Raw genomic sequence first — 21,436 nt, forward strand, 5'->3', positions numbered from 1 at the left:
AGGCGCCCCGCTGTACTTTCGGGACACCTTTTTTCCACTTTTTTAAACCGCAGCCGGTTGGGACAGCACCTTTACAATCCGCTCAATCGCCCAGTCGAGCTCTTCTTTCGTAATAATGAGCGGCGGCGCAAAACGGATGACCGTCTCATGCGTCTCCTTGCAAAGCAGCCCTTGTTCTTTCAGCGTTTCGCAATACGGACGCGCCGGTCCATGCAGCTCGACGCCGATAAACAAGCCGCGGCCGCGGATTTCTTTAATGTCCTTGTTTTCGATTTGCTTTAACTTTGCCAAAAAATATTCGCCAAGCTCAAGCGACCGCTCCGCCAGCCGCTCTTCTTCGATCACCTCAAGCGCCGCGATCGACACCGCGCAAGCGAGCGGATTGCCGCCGAACGTCGACCCGTGCGAGCCCGGTTCAAACACCAACAAAATGTCGCGGTTGGCGACGACGCACGAAATCGGGAACACCCCGCCGCCCAATGCTTTCCCTAAAATATACATATCAGGCACAACATTTTCCCAGTCGCAAGCAAACAACTTCCCCGTCCGTCCTAGCCCGGTTTGGATTTCATCGGCGATGAACAACACGTTGTGTTCTTTGCACACGTCATAGGCCGCTTTTAAAAAGCCTTGCGGCGGGATGCGGATGCCGGCTTCCCCTTGGATTGGTTCGACAAGAAACGCCGCCGTATTCGGTGTCATCGCTGCCTTGAGCGCTTCGATATCCCCGTACGGGATGATTTTCACCCCGGGCAAAAGCGGACCAAAACCGCGTTTATAAGCCGGTTCGGACGACAACGACACCGCGGCGAGCGTCCGGCCATGGAAATTGCCTTCACAAACGATGATTTCCGCCTGATTGTCAGGGACGCCTTTCACGTCATACGCCCAGCGGCGCGCCGCCTTGAGCGCCGTTTCTACCGCCTCGGCGCCGGTGTTCATCGGCAGCACCATCTCTTTTTTCGTCAGCCGGCACACTTTTTCGTACCATGGGCCGAGCTGGTCGTTATGGAAGGCGCGCGATGTGAGCGTGACGCGGTCAGCTTGCCGCTTCAACGCCTCCACAATTTTCGGATGACGATGTCCTTGGTTGACGGCCGAATAGGCGCTTAACATGTCCATATAGCGGTTGCCTTCCGGGTCTTTCACCCATACCCCTTCCGCTTCCGAAATGACAATCGGCAATGGATGATAATTTCGTGCTCCGTATCGCTCCGTCTGTTCAATGAGCTGTTCGGACTTCGTAGCCATCATCAACCGCTCCTTTCCTTATCTGCGTTTCTTCGCTATAAAAGGGCGGACGCCGCCGCCCTTTTTTGGTTTAAAACATTTCCGATACGGTTTTCGCTTGCATATGGAGGATCAAATAGTCCGGGCCGCCCGCTTTCGAGTCAGTGCCTGACATGTTGAAGCCGCCAAACGGATGATACCCGACGATCGCCCCTGTGCAGCCGCGGTTGAAGTACAAGTTGCCGACATGGAACTCGTGCCGCGCTTTTTCAAGATTCGCCCGATTGCGCGAGATGACGGCTCCTGTCAGACCGTATTCGGTGTTGTTCGCAATCTCAAGCGCATGGTCAAAGTCGCGCGCTTTCGCAAACGCCACGACCGGTCCGAAAATTTCCTCCTGCATGATGCGCGCGTTCGGGTCGACATCCGCAAACACGGTCGGCTGGATGAAGAACCCTTTCGAGTCGTCTCCTTCCCCGCCGGTCATGAGACGGCCTTCCTGCTTGCCGATTTCGATATACTCCATAATTTTGTTGTACGCCCCTTGGTCGATGACAGGTCCCATAAACGTCGCTTGCTCCGCCGGATCGCCGACGTTGAGCTGCTTCGTCAGCTCGACAACGCGATTCAACACTTGGTCATACACATCTTCGACGATAATGGCGCGCGAGCACGCCGAACATTTTTGCCCAGAGTAGCCAAACGCCGACGCCACGATCGATTGCGCCGCCAGTTCGAGGTCCGCTTCTTTATCGACAATGATGCCGTCTTTGCCGCCCATTTCCGCGATGACGCGTTTCAGCCAAATTTGCCCTGGGTGCACTTTCGCCGCCCGCTCATAAATGCGGATGCCGACATCCCGCGATCCGGTGAAGCTGATAAATCGTGTGCGCGGATGGTCGACGAGATAATCCCCGACTTCGGCTCCGCTGCCCGGAATATAGTTCAACACACCAGCCGGAAGCCCCGCTTCTTCCAACACTTCCACAAATTTATACGCCACGACCGGCGTTGCGCTTGCCGGTTTCAACAGCACCGTATTGCCCGTGACAAGCGAAGCGACCGTCGTTCCGGCCATAATGGCAAACGGGAAGTTCCACGGCGAAATGACAACCCCGACGCCAAGCGGAATGTAGAAAAACCGGTTCGTTTCCCCCGGACGGCTCTCAACCGGAATGCCGTCTTTCAGCTTCAGCATTTGCCGTCCGTAATATTCCATAAAGTCGATCGCTTCCGCGGTATCGGCGTCCGCTTCACGCCACGGTTTGCCCGCTTCTTTCACCAGCCAAGCGGAAAACTCGTGCTTGCGCCGGCGCACGATCGCCGCCGCCCGGAACAAAATATCGGCCCGCGCTTCCGGGCTCGTCCGGCTCCAAGTGCGAAACGCCTCATCAGCGGTTTTCATCGCCCGCTCCGCCAGCTCTTTGGTCGCTTTCGCCACCCGGCCGATGACTTCCGCTTTGTTCGCTGGATTGATCGACGTGATTTTGTCTTCCGTCATCACCCGCTCGCCGCCGATCACAAGCGGATAATCGCGCCCAAGCTCCGATTCCACTTTTTTGAGCGCTGCTAAAAACGCCTCGCGGTTTGCTTCCACGGTAAAATCTGTGAGCGGTTCGTGTCTGTACGGCTGCACCATTTCGTCATCCTCCTTTTTAAAGGCAAAAAAATTTTTCGTTATAAAACGGTTTCATAGTTATATTATGCAAATGATTATGGCTTTTTTCAATGATTTTTACTTGGCGCCTTGAGCTCCCCTTTTTCTGCGGCTAGGGGCTGAACCCGTTTTTTCGCCACAAGGTGGTAGTCACGTAGCAAGCGAGCAAAAACGGAATGCCGCAGTAAAGAGCGATCCGTTGATCTGTATAGATGCAATTTGAAGATTTACCATTTGCAGCTTTTATCGACTGTCAGGCGACCGAACAACGCCGCTTCACAGACCCATATATGGGTCTGTGAAGCAGGTGGTTGTTCGGTCTTCCGTCACGCCTTGGCGTGACGGGGCAAGCCTATGGCTTGCCTTCGACAGTCGAAAATGGACAAACCGCTTTTCCGTCAAGGATATGTTAAACTTCTTCGTTGCATCTATATGGAATAAACGCCAGCCCGATGATCGTCGCCATATTCAACACAAACGCCGCGAGCGGCACGAACGGATACAACGGCGTCCGGTATTTCAGATCGCGCACATCGCCGCCTTCACGCAAAAACGCTTTTCGTCCAAAATAGCTGGACAGCGCGATGGAAGCCCACACCGTGACGGCGCCAAATCCCGCGATCGCCGTCAGCCAAACGTACACTGTATCTTCAGCGTAAATGCTGCACAAAAGCGACAAGCAGCCGATGGCAATGCTGGCAATAAGTGCGTTGATCGGCACACCGCGTTTCGATAGCTTGCTGAAAAACGGACTGACCATGCCTTGGCGCGACATCGACCAGAGGACGCGCGACGTCGCGTATAACCCTGAGTTGGCCACCGACAGCACCGCGGTAATGATGACAAAATTCATGATATCGGCTGCATACGGAATGCCAATGTTGTCAAACACCTCAACAAACGGGCTTTCCACAACGCCGGCTTTCTCCCACGGAAACTAACCACCCAGCACAAAAATGGCCAAAATAAAGAAGATCAAAATGCGCCATACGGTGTTGCGCAACGCAACCGGCACCGTTTTTTCCGGCTCGCGGCTTTCCCCTGCCGCCACGCCGACCAATTCCGTCCCCTGGAACGAAAAGTTCACGAGGATCATCGTCGTAAAGATGGCCCAAAACCCGTTTGGAAACAATCCGCCATGATCAGTAAAATTCGGGAAAAACGGATCGGGCTGTATACGCAACGACGGCCCCGCCTGGCCCCGCCTCATGAATCGTATAACCCGATCCTAAAAACAAACCGGTGCCGATCACCCCACCTAGCGCGATCATAAATCAATGCCTGCTTTTTAGCTCTCGTTTCAGTTCTTGCACGGGTTGCACCCGAAAACTCTCCCCTCTCTATGATCGATTTCGCAACCGCTTACATTCCGAGAAAGGGAACAGAACCTCCCTTACTGCAAATCTATTTGTCAATTTATAATAAACTATAACTTTATTATGGAACTATTTTTGTCTATTTTCAATATATTTAGCAAAAAAATTTTTCACATCTTTCTTTCCTTCCTGTCTCCCGTCCGCCTTATGCTATAATACAAAAAAGAGAGGTGCTGATCGTGAACCGGGATATGGAAACGCTTTTATCAATGTATGAGCAAATTCTCGAACTGATTGACCTTGGCGTCCATGCCGTCGATCAACATGGGAAAACCGTCATTTACAACCGAAAAATGCGGGACATCGAGGGTATGAACATCGAGGACGTGCTCGATAAAAACATTTTGGACGTCTTCCGCTTCAACCCGGAGCAGCCGAGCACATTGCTTGAAGCGCTGCGCACCGGTGAAAGCATTCTGAACAAGCAGCAAACCTATTTCAATAACAAAGGACAAGCCGTGACAACGGTCAATCAAACACACCCGCTGCAAAAAGACGGGCGCATCATCGGCGCCGTGGAAATCGCCAAAGACATCACGAAGTTCCGCAAACTGATCCAAGAACACCACCAACGCAAGGAAGCCAGCCGCACGTTTGCCGATATCATCAGCCAAAGCGAAGCGATGCAAAAGGCCATCCGCCTTGCGCGTCATGCCGCCCGCTCGGAAGCGCCTGTGCTGCTCATTGGGGAGAAAGGGACAGGAAAAGACTTGCTCGCTTCCTGCATTCACCATGAAAGCGAACGGCGGGCCAAGCCGTTTTTTGCGCAAACGTGCCTGTCGCTTCCGGACGATTGGATGGAAACGATGCTGTTTGGCAGCGAAGAAGGCGGCGAGATCCAGCCCGGCTTGTTTGAACAAGCGGACGGCGGCACCGTCCTGCTTGACGATATTGACTCGTTAAGCCTGCCGCTTCAACAAAAACTCGCCCGTTTCCTGCAAGAAAAACAGTTTGTCCGCGCCCATGGCCAAGAACCGGTTCGTGCGGACGTTCGCCTCATCGCCTCGACAAGCGGCGACCCGATTGACGCGGTCCAAAACGGAGAATTGATCAAATCGCTTTACTACCAAATTGCCGTCCACTGCATCGTCCTGCCGCCGTTGCGCGAACGGAAAGAGGACATTTTGCCGCTCGCTATCCATTTCATCCGTCAAGGCAACGAGCGCTATGGCCTACATGTCGAAGGACTCGGCGATGACGTGCAAGAGGCGTTTCTTGCTTACAGCTGGCCCGGCAACGTGCGCGAGCTTGAGGCCGTCATGTTGGAAACGATGGCGACGATGGAACAAGAACAAACCATCACCCTCGCCCATCTGCCTGCCCCTTTTCGAGCCAAGCTGGCGCCCGACGAAACGAAAACGGACTTTTTATTTGATACGGAAGACATTTTGCCTCTTGACAAATACATGGAAGAAGTCGAAATTTACTACATCCGCAAGGCGCTGCAGCATCACGGCTTCAACATCACCAAAACGGCCAAAGCGCTCGGCTTAAGCCGACAAAACTTGCAATACCGCATCCGCAAGTACCAGATTGATAAGGAATGGGGATAAGCTGCAGTTGGCGATCGTACGGCCAAAAGGACAGGGGAGGTCGCTGTGGATGATCGACGCTCATATTCATCTCGACCAGTACACGGACATCGATGAACAAATCAACCGTTGGCAAGAAGCGGGCATCACCGGCGTCGTCGCCGTATCCACCGATTTGCGCTCCAGCTGCCGAACGCTCGAGTTGAAACAGCGATTCCCTTCCTTCGTCTACGCCGCCATCGGTTTTCATCCCGAGCAACCGCTGCCAAGCGAAGCCGATTGGAACGAATGGACAGAGCTTGTCAAGCAAGAGCGGCCGCTGCTCGCCGCCATCGGCGAAGTCGGGCTGCCATACTATTCAGCGGAAGCATGCGCCAAGCTGCCCGCGTATCAAGAACGATTAACCGAAATCGCGGCCATCGCCGCGGATGCTTCCTTGCCGCTCGCCCTTCACGCCGTCTACGACCGCGCCGAAACCGCCTTGGCCATCTTGCAGCAAGCTGGCGTACGACACGCCCATTTCCACTGGCTGAAGGCCGAGCCTGCCGTGGTCAAACAAATCGTCCAATGCGGCTACTACATCTCCGTCACGCCGGAAGTGTGCTACCGCGAGCGCGACAAGCAGCTGTTATCCCTCGTTCCCATCGAGCAGCTGCTCCTTGAAACCGATGGCCCATGGCCGTTTGCAGGCCCGTTTGCCGGAAAACTGACGACGCCGTTATGGCTATTGGACTCCGCGCGAGCCGTGGCGGCACACTATGGCCGAGATATCGAACAAGTCAAAACCATGATCACGGCGAACACAAAACGGCTTTACGGTTGATCTTCCTTATCGTACGATGAACAAGGCTCCACGCCTTCGCCTGGTTTGGATATTGCCAAGCGCCAAAAAAGGTGGCGATGTTTTCCGCGATCCAGATGAAAAATCCGATCAGCAAAAACGACAAAACAAACGGCATCCGGTAGCGGATTCCCCCGACCTCATACGTCACCCATGACCGCCAAAAGACAAGCATGACGAGGCTTGAGAGCCACCAACGAACGTCCACCCAATAATGGTGGGTGAAAAAATTCAAGTAAATCGCCGAAGCGAGAGGAACGACCATCCAAAACGGCGGCCATTGCACCAACTCCACCTTCAGCCTTCGCCACGCCTGGCAAAGATAGCTGGCGACGCTCGCATACATAAAGCCGCTGTACAAGGGCACGCCAAAGATTTTCGTATACCCCTCTTCCGGATACGACCACGAACCCATGCGCACTTTAAACAGCTCGAGCGCAAGTCCAATGACGTGGAACAAGGTGATCACTTTGAGTTCATCCCGCGTTTCCATCCCTGACCGCACCATCCACCATTGCATGAGCAGGCAAATAACAAGCAGCCAATCATACCGCGGCAATAGCGGAAGCGGCGCGATCTTCGTCAGCGCCAATGAGGCAAAAATGACAACCGGAAACACGCAAGATTGCGCCTGCGCCCAACCGAAGCGAACAAGCTGCACAAACGCTTTGATCAGCCGCGACGTTCTGCCAAACGAACCCCTAAATGTTGCAGGCGGCACCCCTCGTTTGAAAGCAAAAACCGCAGAACACCCCTGACGAAGGGCTCTGCGGCTACTTTTTCCCATAATCAATTGAAAACCTGACATAACTCTGGTTTCCAACGAAACTGCCAAATCAGTCACCGATCATCGGCCATGGCCTCGGCTTTCGTCCTGTGAACCGTGCCAAACGGATGCTCGGGCGGAGCATAAATGGAATATAGCTTCAAGGGAACATGCCCTATATTGGTCACATTATGCCACGTCCCAGCTGGAATCATGATCGCGTCATCTTCGGACACTCTTCTTTCAAAATCCAGACGGTCTTTTCGTTCCCCCATCTGCACAAGACCCTGTCCTTGTTCAATACGAATAAACTGGTCCACATTCGGATGAACTTCCAGTCCGATATCTCCTCCTACCTCAATGCTCATCAACGTCACTTGCAAATGTTTTCCTGTCCATAATGCGGTTCGGAAATTTTGATTTTGCTCGGCGGCTCTCTCAATATTGACAACGAACGGTTTTCCGCCGTAATCTCTCAATTTGATGGAAGGAAACCTGTCGTTCCTTGCATGTTGTAGCATACCATAAGCATACGGTGACCAGCTCCACCAGCCATAATGAGGGGGGAAGTAACTGGACATCGGGTAGGGCCACTGAGTGCTAATATACGGATGGACGTAATTCGGATTCAATTGCCTGTTCACTCTCCTCACACTTGGAATCTGCCACTATCTTATGCAATGGCTCAGTCTGGCGTGACAAGAGCACACGGGCAAACGGAAACATCGCGAGGAAAAGAAACCCTCAAAAAGCGGTGGCCATTCGCCGCCATGAAACCCGAACAGGTTAGATCCTTATAGATATTATGTTGCATTCAACAATTCCCTACAAAACTAGAAAAACCCCTTGAATATAAAGGGGTTTTTCCTTTTTCTCGACTTCGGAAGGAGTTTCAATGCAACATATTGAATTCATTTTTTGTAAATTATACCATATTTTTTATCTTAATAAACCCCCTTATATGTAAAATTTTTGTTTCGATTCTAATTTATCTCTTTGCTAAGCCTTGCTTGATCAATTAACTAACATTCACGATCCATTTCTCCTCTTTTGGCTCCAAATAAAAAATCGAGAAAAGCACCTTTAGGTACCTTTCTCGATTCCCTTCAATCCTATTTCCTTCTCCCTAATTGGAATCCCATCCTCGTTGCCAATCAAACTGAATTGAATTTGTTTCGCTTCGATACGATCGCGAGTATAAGGCTTTTTTTGTCACTCAACAACAGCTGTTAGTGAAAAATAAAGTTGGTAACCAATAGTTCTTTTATTCCAAGGTTTCTTTACTTTGTTAAAGTAGTACGTCTTTTATTAAAGTTGGTAACTGATCATTAAGCATTGTAATTTCGAATAAAAAATAAAGTTGGTAACCGAACATCATGGTTGTAACAATGATTTTTCGTGATCATAATCAATTCTGTATGTACAAATTAAAAACGACCTTTGAATAGGTCGTTAAACTTCTTCGTTACTCAATAATTTTTTAAATCAAACCAAAGGTTGTTCCGAGTGTTAATAATGATGCGGAATTTGTTAATATTTTCTCCAACCAGCCATATAATTTCTTTGCTTTTTCAATATCATTTTTTTCGATGGCGACTTTCAGTTCATTGGCGAAATGCTCAGCCTGTTCGCGTTGCATCTCGTCAGCAATATTTTTAATTTCAGATAATAATTCCTTAAAAATTTGTTCTGTTAAACCATAGTTTATGGTTTTCTCTTGTTTTACATTGTCCCCAAAATTGACATTGTCTCCATGAAATTGTGCTCCATTGAAACCTGAAATATTTCTTTTATATTGCTGTAAACTAGCACATTATTTCAGAATCCCTTTTTCAAATTATTTCAGGCGGATTCGGAAATAATGTGCAAAATTTTTGCGGATTGTTCCGGATTTTGCACATTCTTTCGGAACGTTTGCACGCTCTTTCAGATGAAGATTTCCAGCGCGCCTGATGGACCTATGGAAAAGAGAAAGCACAAAAGAGGCCGATTCGGCCCCTTTCGTGCTAATACCCCATTTCCTCTGCGGCCATGCGCACCACTTCTTCGTCAATGGCGTCCTTTTTCAGCTGATACCCGTATAACAGGCACGTCGTGGCCAACGTGTTGATCACCCGAGGCCATCCCCGCGACTGCAGGGCAATCGCCTCTAACGCCGATGGGGTGAAGATCGGATGCTTCGCCCCGGCCTGTTTCATCCGATGTTCGATGTAGCCCGCCACCTCTTCCTTCTCCAGCGGCCCCATCCGGTATCGCATGATGATCCGCTGGTCGAGAGGGCGGTGCTGATTGAGCCGCAGCTTCCCCTGTAAATGGGGCAGCCCGGCCAAAATCAAGACAAATGGGTTGGTCGAATCCATCTCAAAGTTGAACAAGATCGCGATGTCCTGTAAAAATGCATCCTTCGCTAAATGCATCTCATCCAAAATGAACACCGGCGTGATCCGCCGTTCATGATACAATCGCTCGATCGCCTGCTGGATTTGGCGGAAGAGGTCTACCTTGCGGTACTTCGGTTCCTCTCCTAATCCCAAGGCCAGTCCACGGTAAAAATCCATCACGCCTCCGGTGGATAACGGAAAGTAGACGACATGATACAATGATGGATTCAATGACTCTTTCAGCGCCCGAAGGGCGAACGTCTTGCCCGCCCCCGGCTCTCCGATCAACAGCCCGATCCCCCGGGTTCGTTTCACGTACTCCAGCGCCCGCAACGCTTCCTGAAATGACGCCCCTTGATACGCCTCGGACGGGTCTGTTTCTTTCGCAAACGGCTCCCGCGAAAGGGAGTAAAACGATTTATACACCGTGTTCTCCCTCCTTCGCCGGAATCGCCGCAAACGGGGACCGATGGCGTTTTACATAGGCATTGTCCTCCAAACGCACCCGAATGGCTTCCGCCACCCGTTTGCCCTCTTCGTACACATAGACGCCTCGTTCGTCATAGCGGAGCTCAATCGATTGCCCAATGAACCGAGGCGGCACTTCGTATAGCTGTTTATTCAGGGTGATTGTGCCATCGGCTTTCACCTTGCGGTGCTCCCGTTTCAGAAAAATCGCATCCAGCCAATCGCCATCTTCGATGAACGACACGAGATGCACTTGCGATTGAAACACCTCATGCGGCGTTTTTCCGTCCAGTGAGGCGTGCGGTTTTCGATGATACTCCTCTTCAAGCCACTTCCAAAAACGCTCGTTCAACTCGTCAAGCGATTTCGGCGGATTCAGCTCCAACAGTGGATAAAACCGTGTCTGTACGGTGCGGAAGAACCGTTCGATTTTTCCCTTGCTTTGCGGGTCATACGGCTGGGTGTGGATGAGTGTAATCCCCATCTCGGCGCACGCATACTGCAGCACCTCGGACCGATAAATTTTCCCGTTGTCCGAGTAAATGCGTTTCGGCTTCCCGCAACGAAGCACCGCTTCCTTCGTGACGATCCGCAGCCCGTCAAACTTCTCCGAAGGGAAAAATTGGGCATATGGCACTAACCGCGAGCAGTCATCGATATACGCGATCAAAAACGTTTTCTGGGCTTTCCCATGGACGCGAATCGTGGGTCCATGGGATAAGTCCCCTTGCCATAGCTCATTGATCTGGTCATACGCAAAACGCTTTCGCTCCGGCATCGGCAAGATTTCTTTTCCCACCAGGTTGTGTTTTTTCAACAATCGGTATATAGTAAAGTAAGAGGTATGATTTTCTGGGATTTCCCCCTGCTCGATCAGGTGTTCGTAGAACACCGTCACGGGCATGGTGGGATGTTCTTTTCTTAGGGCTAAAATATGATCCTCATCATCGGGCGACAGACGCCTTGAGTGGCCGCGGTCCGAACGGCGCTTCGGCTTTAAGGCGTCAAAGCCCCCTTTTTTGTATCGGGTGCACCAATCGAGGATCGTCTTGGCTGCGATTCGTTTGTCTCCCTGGTGGGGAACATGGTGCACTCGCTCGCTCACCTCTTTCAGATACGTCTTCGGTTCCACCTGCCCATTCACCAACGGAGCGATTAGCCCGTACCGAAACAGGGCAATGTCGTGTCTCATCGACTCATTCATTCAAATCTCCTCCTTGTCTCACTTGGAATCAGGACCGTTCCGGTCCGTCTGCCCTTATCGTACCGAATTGCTTTTTCTCCGTCGATAGGAAAGGTTTGTGGGAACCGAAACTATTTCCAATTTAGGGTATGTATGTAAAATCAGGATCCCATTTAATTCGCAAAAGGGTGTCGGAATCCGCCCTCCCACATCTCTCTGATGGCCGAATCAAGACCGTGTTCCTCTAACGTCTGGATCCACCAAGAAGCCCGTTCCTTTTCTTTTTTCACGATAGGGCCTATGATCCTCCACCGCCTCGCAAAAAAGCTGTGAAGGCTTGATAGGTTTCGGTAGAACCGTCGGACATAAAAGATGATGCCGTCCTTTGTCGGGAGAAACGGAGCCTGGTTCGTCCTTTCGGTCAATCCCAACTGCTCTTTCACGACTTGCCATATGGCGGACAACGTATACTGAAAATACGGGAGGAGAAAGGAAGGCAGCACACTCACCGTCTTCAAGCATTCCCGACAGCGATACCGGACAATCCAAATGCGATAATCACCATGTGGGGTCAATGCGTTTCGCTCATAGTAACCGTGGCGGTGCAACGGGCGCTTGGCCCGGCAATGCGGACACTTTTTCAGAAGAGGGAAGTCGTTTTCTTTTCCACGCTCTGCATACGTTTGGACGTCAATGCCAAAGTCATGAAATTGGATCACGTCCTCCTCCCCCTCCTATGAACCGATGGATTTTCTCTTCCGAAATAATTCACAAAAAATTTAGCACATTCTTTCAGAAAAGGGGAGAGGGCTTTCTGAAGGAATGTGCAAAAAAATGTCTCTTTTGTTCCGAAATAAAGTGATAATTTACATCAAGCACAAATGTATCGTGTTTTTCAGGATGTGTACGATTTAATCGCGATAGCGTTTGTACCGCTTTGACGCCTGATAATTTTTTATCAACGTACATTGTATGAAGAAGTGGTTGATCAAAACCTGTTTGGTATTTGTCCGCCACAATCATGATTTTATAATCATCTTCTTCAAATTTAGACTTCGTTTGGGATTCAGGGAACCCGTTCATTTCTGATTCCGTTTTTGTTTCGCCTAATTCTTCATCATGTACTTTTCCTGAAAAAGCAACTAATACATATAAATCTTTATAATTCTTTTTCTTTAGATACTCTTGGAATGCATCCATGTATCGTTTCGCATGAAGACGTGAGCTTGTGACAACCATCGCTTTTGCTTTACCGCCAATTTTATGGCGAGTAAAGTTTCGAAAATGTTCAATGATTATTTCTGCCTTTTGAGATAAGTTAGTCGGATGCAATGATACAAAACGAGCAATTCCCTTCATGGTCGTTTTCTTTTCTACTTCTGGATCATCATTGATTGCTTTGCATATTTTAAAATATGTTTCGTATGTAACGTAATTTTTTAACACATCTAAAATAAAACCTTCTTCAATAGCTTGGCGCATGGAATACAGATGGAATGGTTCAGGTTTTCCTTCTTCATTTATTTGCCCAAACATCTCTAATGTTTTTTTCTTTGGTGTCGCTGTAAATGCGAATAAGCTTAAGTTTTGTTTTCTTTTATAAGCCGATAAAATGCTAGCAATCTGATCATCAATATCCGGCTCATCGCTTTCTTCAAGAGCATCTGCTTCGGCTGCTTGGTTTAAATTTTTGTAGGATAGAATATCCTTCATTTTTCTGGCAGTTATCCCTGTTTGAGAACTATGAGCTTCATCCATAATGATGGCATATGTTGCATCTTCAGGCATCGATTGAATTTTCTCGATCACAAACGGGAATTTTTGAAGGGTTGTTACAATAATTTTAGATCCTTTACTTAAAGCTTCAGCTAACTGGTTAGAATCTTTATCGATATAAGCAACAAAGCCTGGAGTGGAATCAAATTGGCGAATAGTATCTTGAATTTGTTCATCTAAAACAACTCGATCGGTAATTACAATAACCGTATTAAAAATGACATTACCTTTGGCGTCTGCTAGTGATGCTAGTCGATAGGAAAGCCATGCGATCGTGTTACTCTTTCCGCTTCCTGCAGAATGTTGAATTAAATAGCGTTTTCCTGGACCATTTGCTAATACATCATCTACAATTTTCCTTACAGCATCCAATTGATGAAAACGAGGGAAAATTAATTGTTTTTTATTTTTTTTCTTATTCTTTTTGTCTTTTTCAATTTTTAGCTCGATAAAGTTTTGTAAAACATCAAATAAGCTATCTTTTTGTAAAATTTCTTCCCAAAGATACGAAGTTTTATATCCAGATGGGTGTGGCGGATTTCCTTTACCGTATTCATATCCTTTATTGAATGGTAAAAAGTACGTCTTTTCTTTTTTTAATTCTGTTGTCATATGAACTTCATCTGGGTCGACTGCAAAATGAACGAGAGAGCGCTGATTAAACAAAAAGATCGGCTCGTTTGGATCTCGGTCTTTGTATTGTTCAATAGCATCTTCATAGGATTGACCAGTTAAATGATTTTTTAATTCCATTGTGATAATTGGAAATCCATTCAAATCAATTACCACATCAATGGATTCATTACTTTTTGTGCTGTATTTCACTTGTCGTGTAATCGTTAATCGATTTTTATGATAATTAGCTACTGCATCTGGATTTAAATCATTGTCTGGTTTTAAAAAGAATAATCTTATTGGAATACCGCGGTCTTTATATTTACCCTTAGCACTATCACGCAATAAACCAATTAATCCTTTTGGATGCGTTTTAATTGCTCTTGTAAGGGATGTAAGAAAACTATTTTCAACATTTGCCCCATAAATCGTTTCAAGCGCTTCCCAAGCCTTTGGCTGTGTATCTTTAATAAAATTGATTAATCTGGTTGGAAATAGCCCTAAATAAGGATTAAATTCAGCAGGATTACCTTTCAGATAACCCTGCTGAAGTAATACATGTTCTATCGCTGATTCAAAAGCCACTTCACGATGATCGACGGTCATGTTTATTCCCCCTTTCGAAATCCACGAACATCGATTTTTCCGGTAACGGCTTCATAAATTAAAGATTCTCGAAATTCATGCAACTTCTTTATTTGATTATTTATTGCTTCAATTAAATTTTCATATTCTGTATATATTCTTTCAACATAGTTTACAATTTGTACTTGTTCATCATAAGGTGGTTTTACTACAAAAATTGATTTAAATTGTTCTGGATATATTCGCCATCTCATCATCATAATTCCTTTTCCAAACCTATAGCAATCACCTTTGAAATAATGAGATCTAAAATAATAGTGATAAAATCTTGGTTCAATTTCTTCATCTATTTTTCTGTAAACATCATAATCTGGGCTACAAACCCCTTCGTAATCTGAAATTGAAATTGCCCCCATCCATGCTAATAATTTATTAACAACAATGTCATTCTTCTTAACAATTTTGTAATCAATAACGGTTTGTGCTTTATTTCCCTTCTGTTCTAGTTCTTTTCTTGGTTTGACACCTATATCAGTATAAAGAGATAATAATTCAGCGTCTTCCGAATTATTTCTCTCATCAATCTGCTTAAATAAATATTTTATTTTTTTGATTTCCCAATGCTCAGGTACTTCTCCAAGCCATTCAATCCCTGAATCCTTCATCTTAGTTGTTTCTGGCGATAATCCTTTCGTGACTGCTTCGGTGATGATGGCTTGGCGCTGTTCTTGAAGGAGCTCAATGAGTCGTTCTTTTCCTTTGATGATAACGTCAATTTGAGATGTTTTATAATCCAAGAAATCTGCAATTAACCTCTGTTCATCTAATGGCGGGACTGGGATTTTCGTCTTTGATATTATTGCTGGTTCTACCCTTTGATGGCTATTAGTTGCTGATTTTACAAACGAATTATAATAATCAGCTAATTTACTATTGCTTAGAATATAATACAGGTATTTGCCCATTATTTTTTTCGGATAAAATGGGACAAATTCAGTTGAACAAACTATATCTTGTTTTCACGAGTGTTGATTATCCAAAATTATACATACGCCTTCCATAAATTTGGGCATACTCAAACAAAGCAGCGGCCATCCCGGATTTCCAATCGAGAGGAAGCTGCCCAGAGAAAAAACGGCGAACGAACGAAATGAAGGAAAGAGAGACGTTCGTCTGTTTTTTGGTTTGATCATACAGCCATCGCAGCAACACATACGCGATGAACGCCGCAAACAGTTGGTTGTATACCGCATTTTCCGTCGTGCCAAACAAGGTCGGGACATTCAGATATTGCTTCACCCAACGGAAAAAGACCTCAACAGTCCAACGTTGTTGGTACATGTCGGCAATGGTTTCCGCAGACGCATGGAAGAGGTTCGTCACGACCCGAATGTCGCGGCCATTCGCATCTCGAAAGATCACCACCCGGTGACGCTTGGTGGAGCGGCATTGTTTCGTTCCCAACTGGCACGTGAAGTCGGCTTGAACCGATGAGGATGTGCTGGAAAGGCGTTTCAAGCTTTTTTTCTGATGAAGTTCGATGTTGTCCTTCATCCGAATGACAAAGAGCTGATGCTGCTCCACAAATCGATCGAGGCGTTCGATTTTGAAATACGCCCGGTCTTCCACGAGCACTTGTTGAGCGTTCGTCAACTGTTCTCCCACCGGGCCATCATGACGCAGTCCGATGGTTTCCACCACGTCTGCCGGCAACGAGGATTCCGGCGAATACGCGACGTGCAGCTTCACTCCGGCGCGTTCGCCGTGATACGGAGCCCATGGGAGGCGGTTTTTCCCGACCGTGACGGTCGTCGAATCCACCACCCGAAGCGGTTTGGGAAACCGAAGCGAACGGCGGGTTTGGCGGTTGCACTTGGAAATGATCAACGCCAACAAGCGTTTCATGATGTCATAGGGAACTTCTTTCGCTTTCTTGGATACTGTGGAATAATGGAATCGCGGCAATCCATACAGAGGCCCCACATCGGCTCCGTGGCGAAAGCTTTTCCATTGATGCATGGCGGCCAGCAGGAAGAAGTGAATCAACTCGCGCAACGTAAAGGTTCGAGACGAATCACGATACCCAACCGCTTCGGCAATCAGTTGAATCTCTTCATCCGAAACAAGTTTTTGCATCAAATTCGGGAGTGTGGTATGCTTGTTCATAGAGAGCACCTCCTGGGTTTGTTTGTGTCGTTACTCACATTCTACAGGAAAGGTGCTCTTTTTTCTATACCCTTTGGATTTTATTGGATAATCAACACGCCTGTCTTGTTTTTTCTTTTCTGTTAATACCACTGTTTTTTTTCTTGGATTTAATTTGGAAATTAATACTTCTCCACCTTTTAATTTATATTTGTTACTTTCTATGTTATCTCCATTTTCTAATCTGCCATCATTAACACTTTGTACTGTTGGTATATCATAGTAAAATAATTCTTTTCCTTTCATATCTTTGGTGTCTATTGAATTTAGTGTTTTATTAGCAACATATTCTATTCTCGACACCTTCCAATGTTCAGGTATCTTACCTAACCACTCAATTCCTGAATCTTTATATTTCGTATAAGATGTGTATTGTTCTATCTGTTTTAAATCTTTCATGCCAACAACCCCCGAATCTTCTCCACAATACTTGCTTCAAGCTCTTGAATTTCTTTGGCAATTTCGGAGGATGGACGAAGTTTTTCGAATTTGTAAAAGTATCGAGTAAACGGAATCTCATAGCCAACTTTTCCAACGAATCCATCTTTATCATCGGTTATCGTTTCATTAATCCAGGCATCCGGAACATAAGGTTTTACTTCTTGTTCAAAATACTCGTAAATATCTTGTTTTAACGGTACATTTTCATAATCGCGAAGTTCTGGATCTGGTTCTGGATTTCCGTCTTTGTCTAAACAAATATCCGCATGTTCATCTCGTTCGGATAGTGCAGTTAAAATCGCTTTCATGACCGATGCTTTTATGGATAACCCCGCTTTTTTTATTACTTTTTTAAGTTCCTTTTCAAATTCGTCCCGATTTCGGAAAAGTTTTGAATCATCAATATCTCTGATTGCATTAATAATTGCCTCTTGTTCTTCTTTTGTTAGTTTTGTAAATGATTTTTGCTCATAAAGTCTTTCTATTCGCTCTTTGCTCGTTTGGAAATTCAAACGTAATGGTCGTTCAATGGTAATACGTCGATAGCCAAAGTCTTCGTTATCAAAAATTTTGCTGTATTCATTTTCCTCGAAGAAACTGTATAGCTCTACGATTTTTTGAATATGTTCTTCAGTAAGTTCATTTCTTTTATTTCCTAAGCTCTTACGCATTTTTTGGTAAAAATCTACGGCATTAATCAGCTGGATCTTTCCTTGTCTTTCTGGACTTTTATGGTTGCTTAAGATCCACACATAGGTTGCAATACCGGTGTTATAGAAAAGATCTGTCGGAAGAGCAATAATCGCTTCAAGCCAGTCGTTTTCAATAATCCATCTCCGTATTTCGCTTTCCCCTGAACCAGCTCCACCAGTGAACAACGGACTTCCGTTTAAAACAATAGCAATACGACTTTCTCCTGGTTTCATTTTAGAAATCATATGTTGTAAGAATAATAATGATCCATCACTTACGCGAGGAAGACCTGCCCCAAATCTTCCTGAGTAACCCAGCTCTTTATGTTCTTTTTCAATTTCTTTTTGAACTTTTTTCCAATCAACTCCAAATGGCGGATTAGAAAGGAAATAATGGAATTGTTCATTCTCTAATCCATCTTGAGTAAAGCTATTTCCAAACTTTATATTAGACGCATTAAGCCCTTTGATAAGCATATCTGCTTTACAAATGGCATAGGATTCCGGATTTAACTCCTGTCCGAAAACTTCGATATTCATCGTAGGATTTAACTTTCGTAGATACTCATGAGCTACTGCAAGCATTCCTCCTGTTCCACAAGCTGGATCATAAATTTTACGAACAACTTTTTCTCCGGTTAACGCTTCTTTATCGGCATCAAACAAGATATTTACCATTAATTTGATTACTTCTCGTGGAGTAAAATGTTCTCCGGCAGTTTCGTTGGATTGTTCAGAGAAACGACGGATAAGCTCCTCAAATATGTACCCCATTTCAATGTTGCTTACGACATCCGGATGAAGATTAATTTTTAAGAATTCATCTAATACTAAATACAACAAATTTGATTCGCTTAATCTCTGAATATGCACGTCAAAATCAAAATGTCGGAGAATTTCCCGGACGTTTTCGGAAAATCCGTTCAAATATGTACGAAAGTTATCTGCTAACAAATTAGGATAATTCTTTAGGCTCTTCAAGGTAAAAGGGCTAACATTATAAAACGGCGCATTCGCTACACGGTATAAAATCCTTTGATTAAACAAGGTTAAAGGTTCTTGCATCGTTTTATATTTTTCTAATACTGCATCCTTAGTAGGCTCAAGAACACAATCTAATCGACGAATGACCGTAAGCGGTAAAATGACTTTACCATAATCGGATTGTTTATAATCACCACGTAATAATTCGGCAGTATTCCAAATTAAACTTACTTTATCAGAAAAATTCATAACACCCTCACTCCCTTTATATCAGCATAATCCTTTTAAATGCTTCTTCGTTTTTAGTATAGACCCCTTCATTTTGGGTTTCCATATGAATTTAACCGATTTATTTTAAAAAACAATAAAAGTGTTGGCAATGCTTTATTGCCAACACTTTTATCTTGGTTACCAACTTTATTTTTCAGTTACCATCTTTATTTTCTAGTTACCAACTTTATTTTCCGCGGACAACAGCCTTTCCGACCAACGAACCGCTCACTCCACCGTCACGCTCTTCGCCAAGTTGCGCGGTTTGTCGACGTCGCAGCCGCGGTGCAAGGCGGCATAGTATGCGATCAGCTGCAACGGCACGACGGACACAAGCGGCGTAAGATCCGGATGGACAGCCGGGATGATGAAGCGGTCGCCGTCGCCTTCCAGGCCGCGCATCGAGATGACGCACGGGTTCGCGCCGCGGGCGACGACTTCTTTTACGTTGCCGCGAATGCTTAAGTTGACGTGCTCTTGGGTGGCGAGGGCAATCACCGGCGTGCCGTCCTCAATCAAGGCGATCGTGCCGTGTTTCAGCTCGCCGCCGGCGAACCCTTCCGCTTGGATGTAAGAGATCTCCTTCAGTTTCAGCGCGCCTTCTAGGCAGACATAGTAGTCAACGGCGCGGCCGATGAAGAAGCAGTTGCGCGTCAGGGTCAAGTAGTCGCTCGCGATTTTCTCCATTTCCTCTTTCGCATCGCACAGCATTTCCATCACATTGGCGACGATGGCAAGCTCTTTCGTCAAGTCAAAGTCCAGCTCAAAGCCTTTCGCTTTTGCCGCCGCGGCGGCCAAAATCGCAAGCACAGCAATTTGCGCCGTATAGGCTTTTGTCGAGGCAACGGCGATTTCCGGGCCGGCGTGCAACAGGAGCGTATAATCGGCTTCCCGCGACAGCGTCGAACCTGGGACGTTCGTGATCGTAATCGCTTTATAGCCGAGTTTGTTCGTTTGCACGAGCACGGCGCGGCTGTCGGCCGTTTCGCCGCTTTGCGAGATAAAGATGAAGAGCGGCTTTTCCGACAACAGCGGCATGTTGTACGAAAATTCGCTGGCGATATGCACTTCCACCGGAATTTTCGCCCACGATTCGATCAACTGCTTGCCGACGAGACCTGCATGGTAGCTCGTTCCGCACGCGACAATGTACAGGCGGTCAGCGTTCAGCACTTCGTTGATGATCGCTTGGTCAATCGTCAATCCGCCGTTTTCGTCTTGGTATTTTTGAATGATGCGGCGGATGACGAACGGCTGCTCGTCAATTTCTTTCAACATGTAATGCGGATACGTTCCTTTTTCAATGTCGCTTGCATCGAGCTCGGCCGTAAACGACTTCCGTTCGACTGTCTCGCCGTTGAGCGTTTGAATCGTGACGTTCTCGCTCGTGACGATAACGAGCTCCCCATCCATCAGTTCGACGAATTGATTCGTCACTTGAAGCATCGCCATCGCGTCGCTCGCCACGACGTTAAACCCATCGCCCAAGCCGACGAGAAGCGGGCTTTTGTTTTTCGCCGCATAGATGGTGTTTTCGTCTTGCGCATCGATCATGGCGATGGCGTACGATCCTTTTAGCAGCGAGAGCGTTTTTCGGAACGCCTCTTCCGTTGTCAGCCCGTCACGGACGAATTTTTCCACGAGCTGGACGATGACTTCCGTGTCCGTGTCGCTTTGAAACGTAACATCGGCTAAATAATCGCGCTTGACCATTTCATAGTTTTCAATGACACCGTTATGCACAAGCGTAAAACGGCCTGAAGCGCTTTGATGCGGGTGGGCGTTCACTCGGCTTGGCGCCCCGTGTGTCGCCCAGCGTGTATGGCCAATGCCGACCGTCGCGTTGACGTTCGGGTCGACGATGCGGCGCAAATCAGCAATCCGTCCTTTTTCCTTAAACACATGCACGCCGCTTTCGTTCAACACAGCGATCCCCGCCGAATCGTAGCCGCGATACTCGAGTTTTTCCAATCCGCGCAATAAAATTTCCTTCACATCTTGATTACCGATATAGCCAACAATGCCGCACATGGCAAATGTTCCTCCTTTTCATCTTGGAGGCTGCCGCTAATGAGATCCTTCCATGTTCAGTTGTCAAAGAACAACGGGGCCTCGCCGATCCACGGGCGGCAGACTCCCTTCTTCGTTTCGCGCGATGACATCCTCCCCTTTGTGCAAAGGGTCACCCCTTTGTTTTAAGAGAGGACTTGCGGCTGTCATCGCTCCAGCCGGGAGGCATCCGCCGAAAACCTCGATAAACCTCCTCCTCGTCAACTAAGCGTTCTTCCGTCCAACGCTTAGTCCAGGCGCTTTTGTCGTCAAAACGATTGCAACAACCAACCGGTTTTTCTTTTTGAAACGTTCCATCCGCTGGAACAACTGCTGTTCCTGATCTCCTTGTTCCGCCCTGCCATCGCCTCCTTTCAAGAAAAAA

Annotated in this window: 16 protein-coding genes and 1 pseudogene; 2 read left to right on the forward strand and 15 right to left on the reverse strand. The window is 47.0% G+C overall.

Going from position 1 to position 21,436, the window contains the following annotated elements:
* Positions 1–42 precede the first annotated feature (42 nt).
* The 3 genes and pseudogenes from NSS88_RS07555 to NSS88_RS07565 all read right to left on the reverse strand — a co-directional run.
* Positions 43–1,251, reverse strand: a complete 1,209-nt coding sequence (locus tag NSS88_RS07555; protein ID WP_121678234.1) for an ornithine--oxo-acid transaminase — start codon at positions 1,249–1,251, stop codon at positions 43–45.
* A 70-nt stretch (positions 1,252–1,321) separates the two neighbouring features.
* Positions 1,322–2,869, reverse strand: coding sequence for an L-glutamate gamma-semialdehyde dehydrogenase (gene pruA, locus NSS88_RS07560; protein WP_033016502.1), 1,548 nt, complete (start codon positions 2,867–2,869; stop codon positions 1,322–1,324).
* A gap of 451 nt (positions 2,870–3,320) precedes the next feature.
* A pseudogene (locus NSS88_RS07565) lies at positions 3,321–4,158 on the reverse strand (amino acid permease); the annotation flags it as partial.
* A gap of 284 nt (positions 4,159–4,442) precedes the next feature.
* On the opposite strand from NSS88_RS07565, the gene NSS88_RS07570 reads away from it, so the two are divergent.
* Both NSS88_RS07570 and NSS88_RS07575 read left to right on the forward strand, forming a co-directional pair.
* Positions 4,443–5,816, forward strand: a complete 1,374-nt coding sequence (locus NSS88_RS07570; RefSeq protein WP_341083868.1) for a sigma-54 interaction domain-containing protein — start codon at positions 4,443–4,445, stop codon at positions 5,814–5,816.
* 49 nt (positions 5,817–5,865) lie between these two features.
* Complete coding sequence (locus tag NSS88_RS07575; RefSeq protein ID WP_049625085.1) at positions 5,866–6,618, forward strand: TatD family hydrolase; 753 nt, start codon at positions 5,866–5,868, stop codon at positions 6,616–6,618.
* Here NSS88_RS07575 and NSS88_RS07580 read toward each other — a convergent pair.
* The 12 genes from NSS88_RS07580 to glmS all read right to left on the reverse strand — a co-directional run bounded on the left by NSS88_RS07580 (position 6,587) and on the right by glmS (position 21,033).
* On the reverse strand, positions 6,587–7,309 hold the full coding sequence (locus NSS88_RS07580) for a DUF817 domain-containing protein (protein WP_049625087.1): 723 nt from the start codon (positions 7,307–7,309) through the stop codon (positions 6,587–6,589). The two genes, NSS88_RS07575 and NSS88_RS07580, sit on opposite strands and share 32 nt — an antisense overlap.
* 167 nt (positions 7,310–7,476) lie before the next feature.
* Positions 7,477–8,034, reverse strand: a complete 558-nt coding sequence (locus tag NSS88_RS07585) for a cupin domain-containing protein (RefSeq protein ID WP_049625088.1) — start codon at positions 8,032–8,034, stop codon at positions 7,477–7,479.
* Between the two features lie 848 nt (positions 8,035–8,882).
* A complete protein-coding gene (locus tag NSS88_RS07590; protein ID WP_155734043.1) occupies positions 8,883–9,041 on the reverse strand; it encodes a hypothetical protein in 159 nt (52 codons plus the stop codon).
* 367 nt (positions 9,042–9,408) lie between these two features.
* Positions 9,409–10,209 carry an ExeA family protein gene (locus tag NSS88_RS07595; RefSeq protein WP_064213564.1) on the reverse strand — a complete coding sequence of 267 codons (801 nt, stop codon included), beginning with the start codon at positions 10,207–10,209 and terminating at the stop codon, positions 9,409–9,411.
* Positions 10,202–11,455, reverse strand: coding sequence for an IS481 family transposase (locus NSS88_RS07600; protein WP_094239815.1), 1,254 nt, complete (start codon positions 11,453–11,455; stop codon positions 10,202–10,204). The genes NSS88_RS07595 and NSS88_RS07600 overlap by 8 nt, the downstream gene beginning before the upstream one ends.
* A gap of 152 nt (positions 11,456–11,607) precedes the next feature.
* A complete protein-coding gene (locus NSS88_RS07605) occupies positions 11,608–12,153 on the reverse strand; it encodes a DUF6431 domain-containing protein (protein WP_033011705.1) in 546 nt (181 codons plus the stop codon).
* 73 nt (positions 12,154–12,226) lie between these two features.
* On the reverse strand, positions 12,227–14,431 hold the full coding sequence (locus tag NSS88_RS07610) for a type I restriction endonuclease subunit R (RefSeq protein WP_339239948.1): 2,205 nt from the start codon (positions 14,429–14,431) through the stop codon (positions 12,227–12,229).
* Positions 14,432–14,433: 2 nt separating this feature from the next.
* Positions 14,434–15,375, reverse strand: a complete 942-nt coding sequence (locus NSS88_RS07615; RefSeq protein ID WP_445297960.1) for a restriction endonuclease subunit S — start codon at positions 15,373–15,375, stop codon at positions 14,434–14,436.
* A 67-nt stretch (positions 15,376–15,442) separates the two neighbouring features.
* Positions 15,443–16,576 (reverse strand): IS4-like element IS5377 family transposase, encoded by a 1,134-nt coding sequence (locus NSS88_RS07620; protein WP_015375695.1) that lies wholly within the window; start codon positions 16,574–16,576, stop codon positions 15,443–15,445.
* Positions 16,577–16,606: 30 nt separating this feature from the next.
* Complete coding sequence (locus NSS88_RS07625; RefSeq protein WP_341083871.1) at positions 16,607–17,014, reverse strand: hypothetical protein; 408 nt, start codon at positions 17,012–17,014, stop codon at positions 16,607–16,609.
* Positions 17,011–18,981: a type I restriction-modification system subunit M gene (locus NSS88_RS07630; protein WP_049625735.1), complete on the reverse strand. Its 1,971-nt coding sequence runs from the start codon at positions 18,979–18,981 to the stop codon at positions 17,011–17,013. The genes NSS88_RS07625 and NSS88_RS07630 overlap by 4 nt, the downstream gene beginning before the upstream one ends.
* Positions 18,982–19,230: 249 nt before the next feature.
* Complete coding sequence (gene glmS / locus NSS88_RS07635; RefSeq protein ID WP_049625214.1) at positions 19,231–21,033, reverse strand: glutamine--fructose-6-phosphate transaminase (isomerizing); 1,803 nt, start codon at positions 21,031–21,033, stop codon at positions 19,231–19,233.
* Positions 21,034–21,436 lie beyond the last annotated feature (403 nt).

Source organism: Geobacillus sp. FSL W8-1251, assembly GCF_038005945.1.
GTDB lineage: Bacteria > Bacillota > Bacilli > Bacillales > Anoxybacillaceae > Geobacillus > Geobacillus stearothermophilus.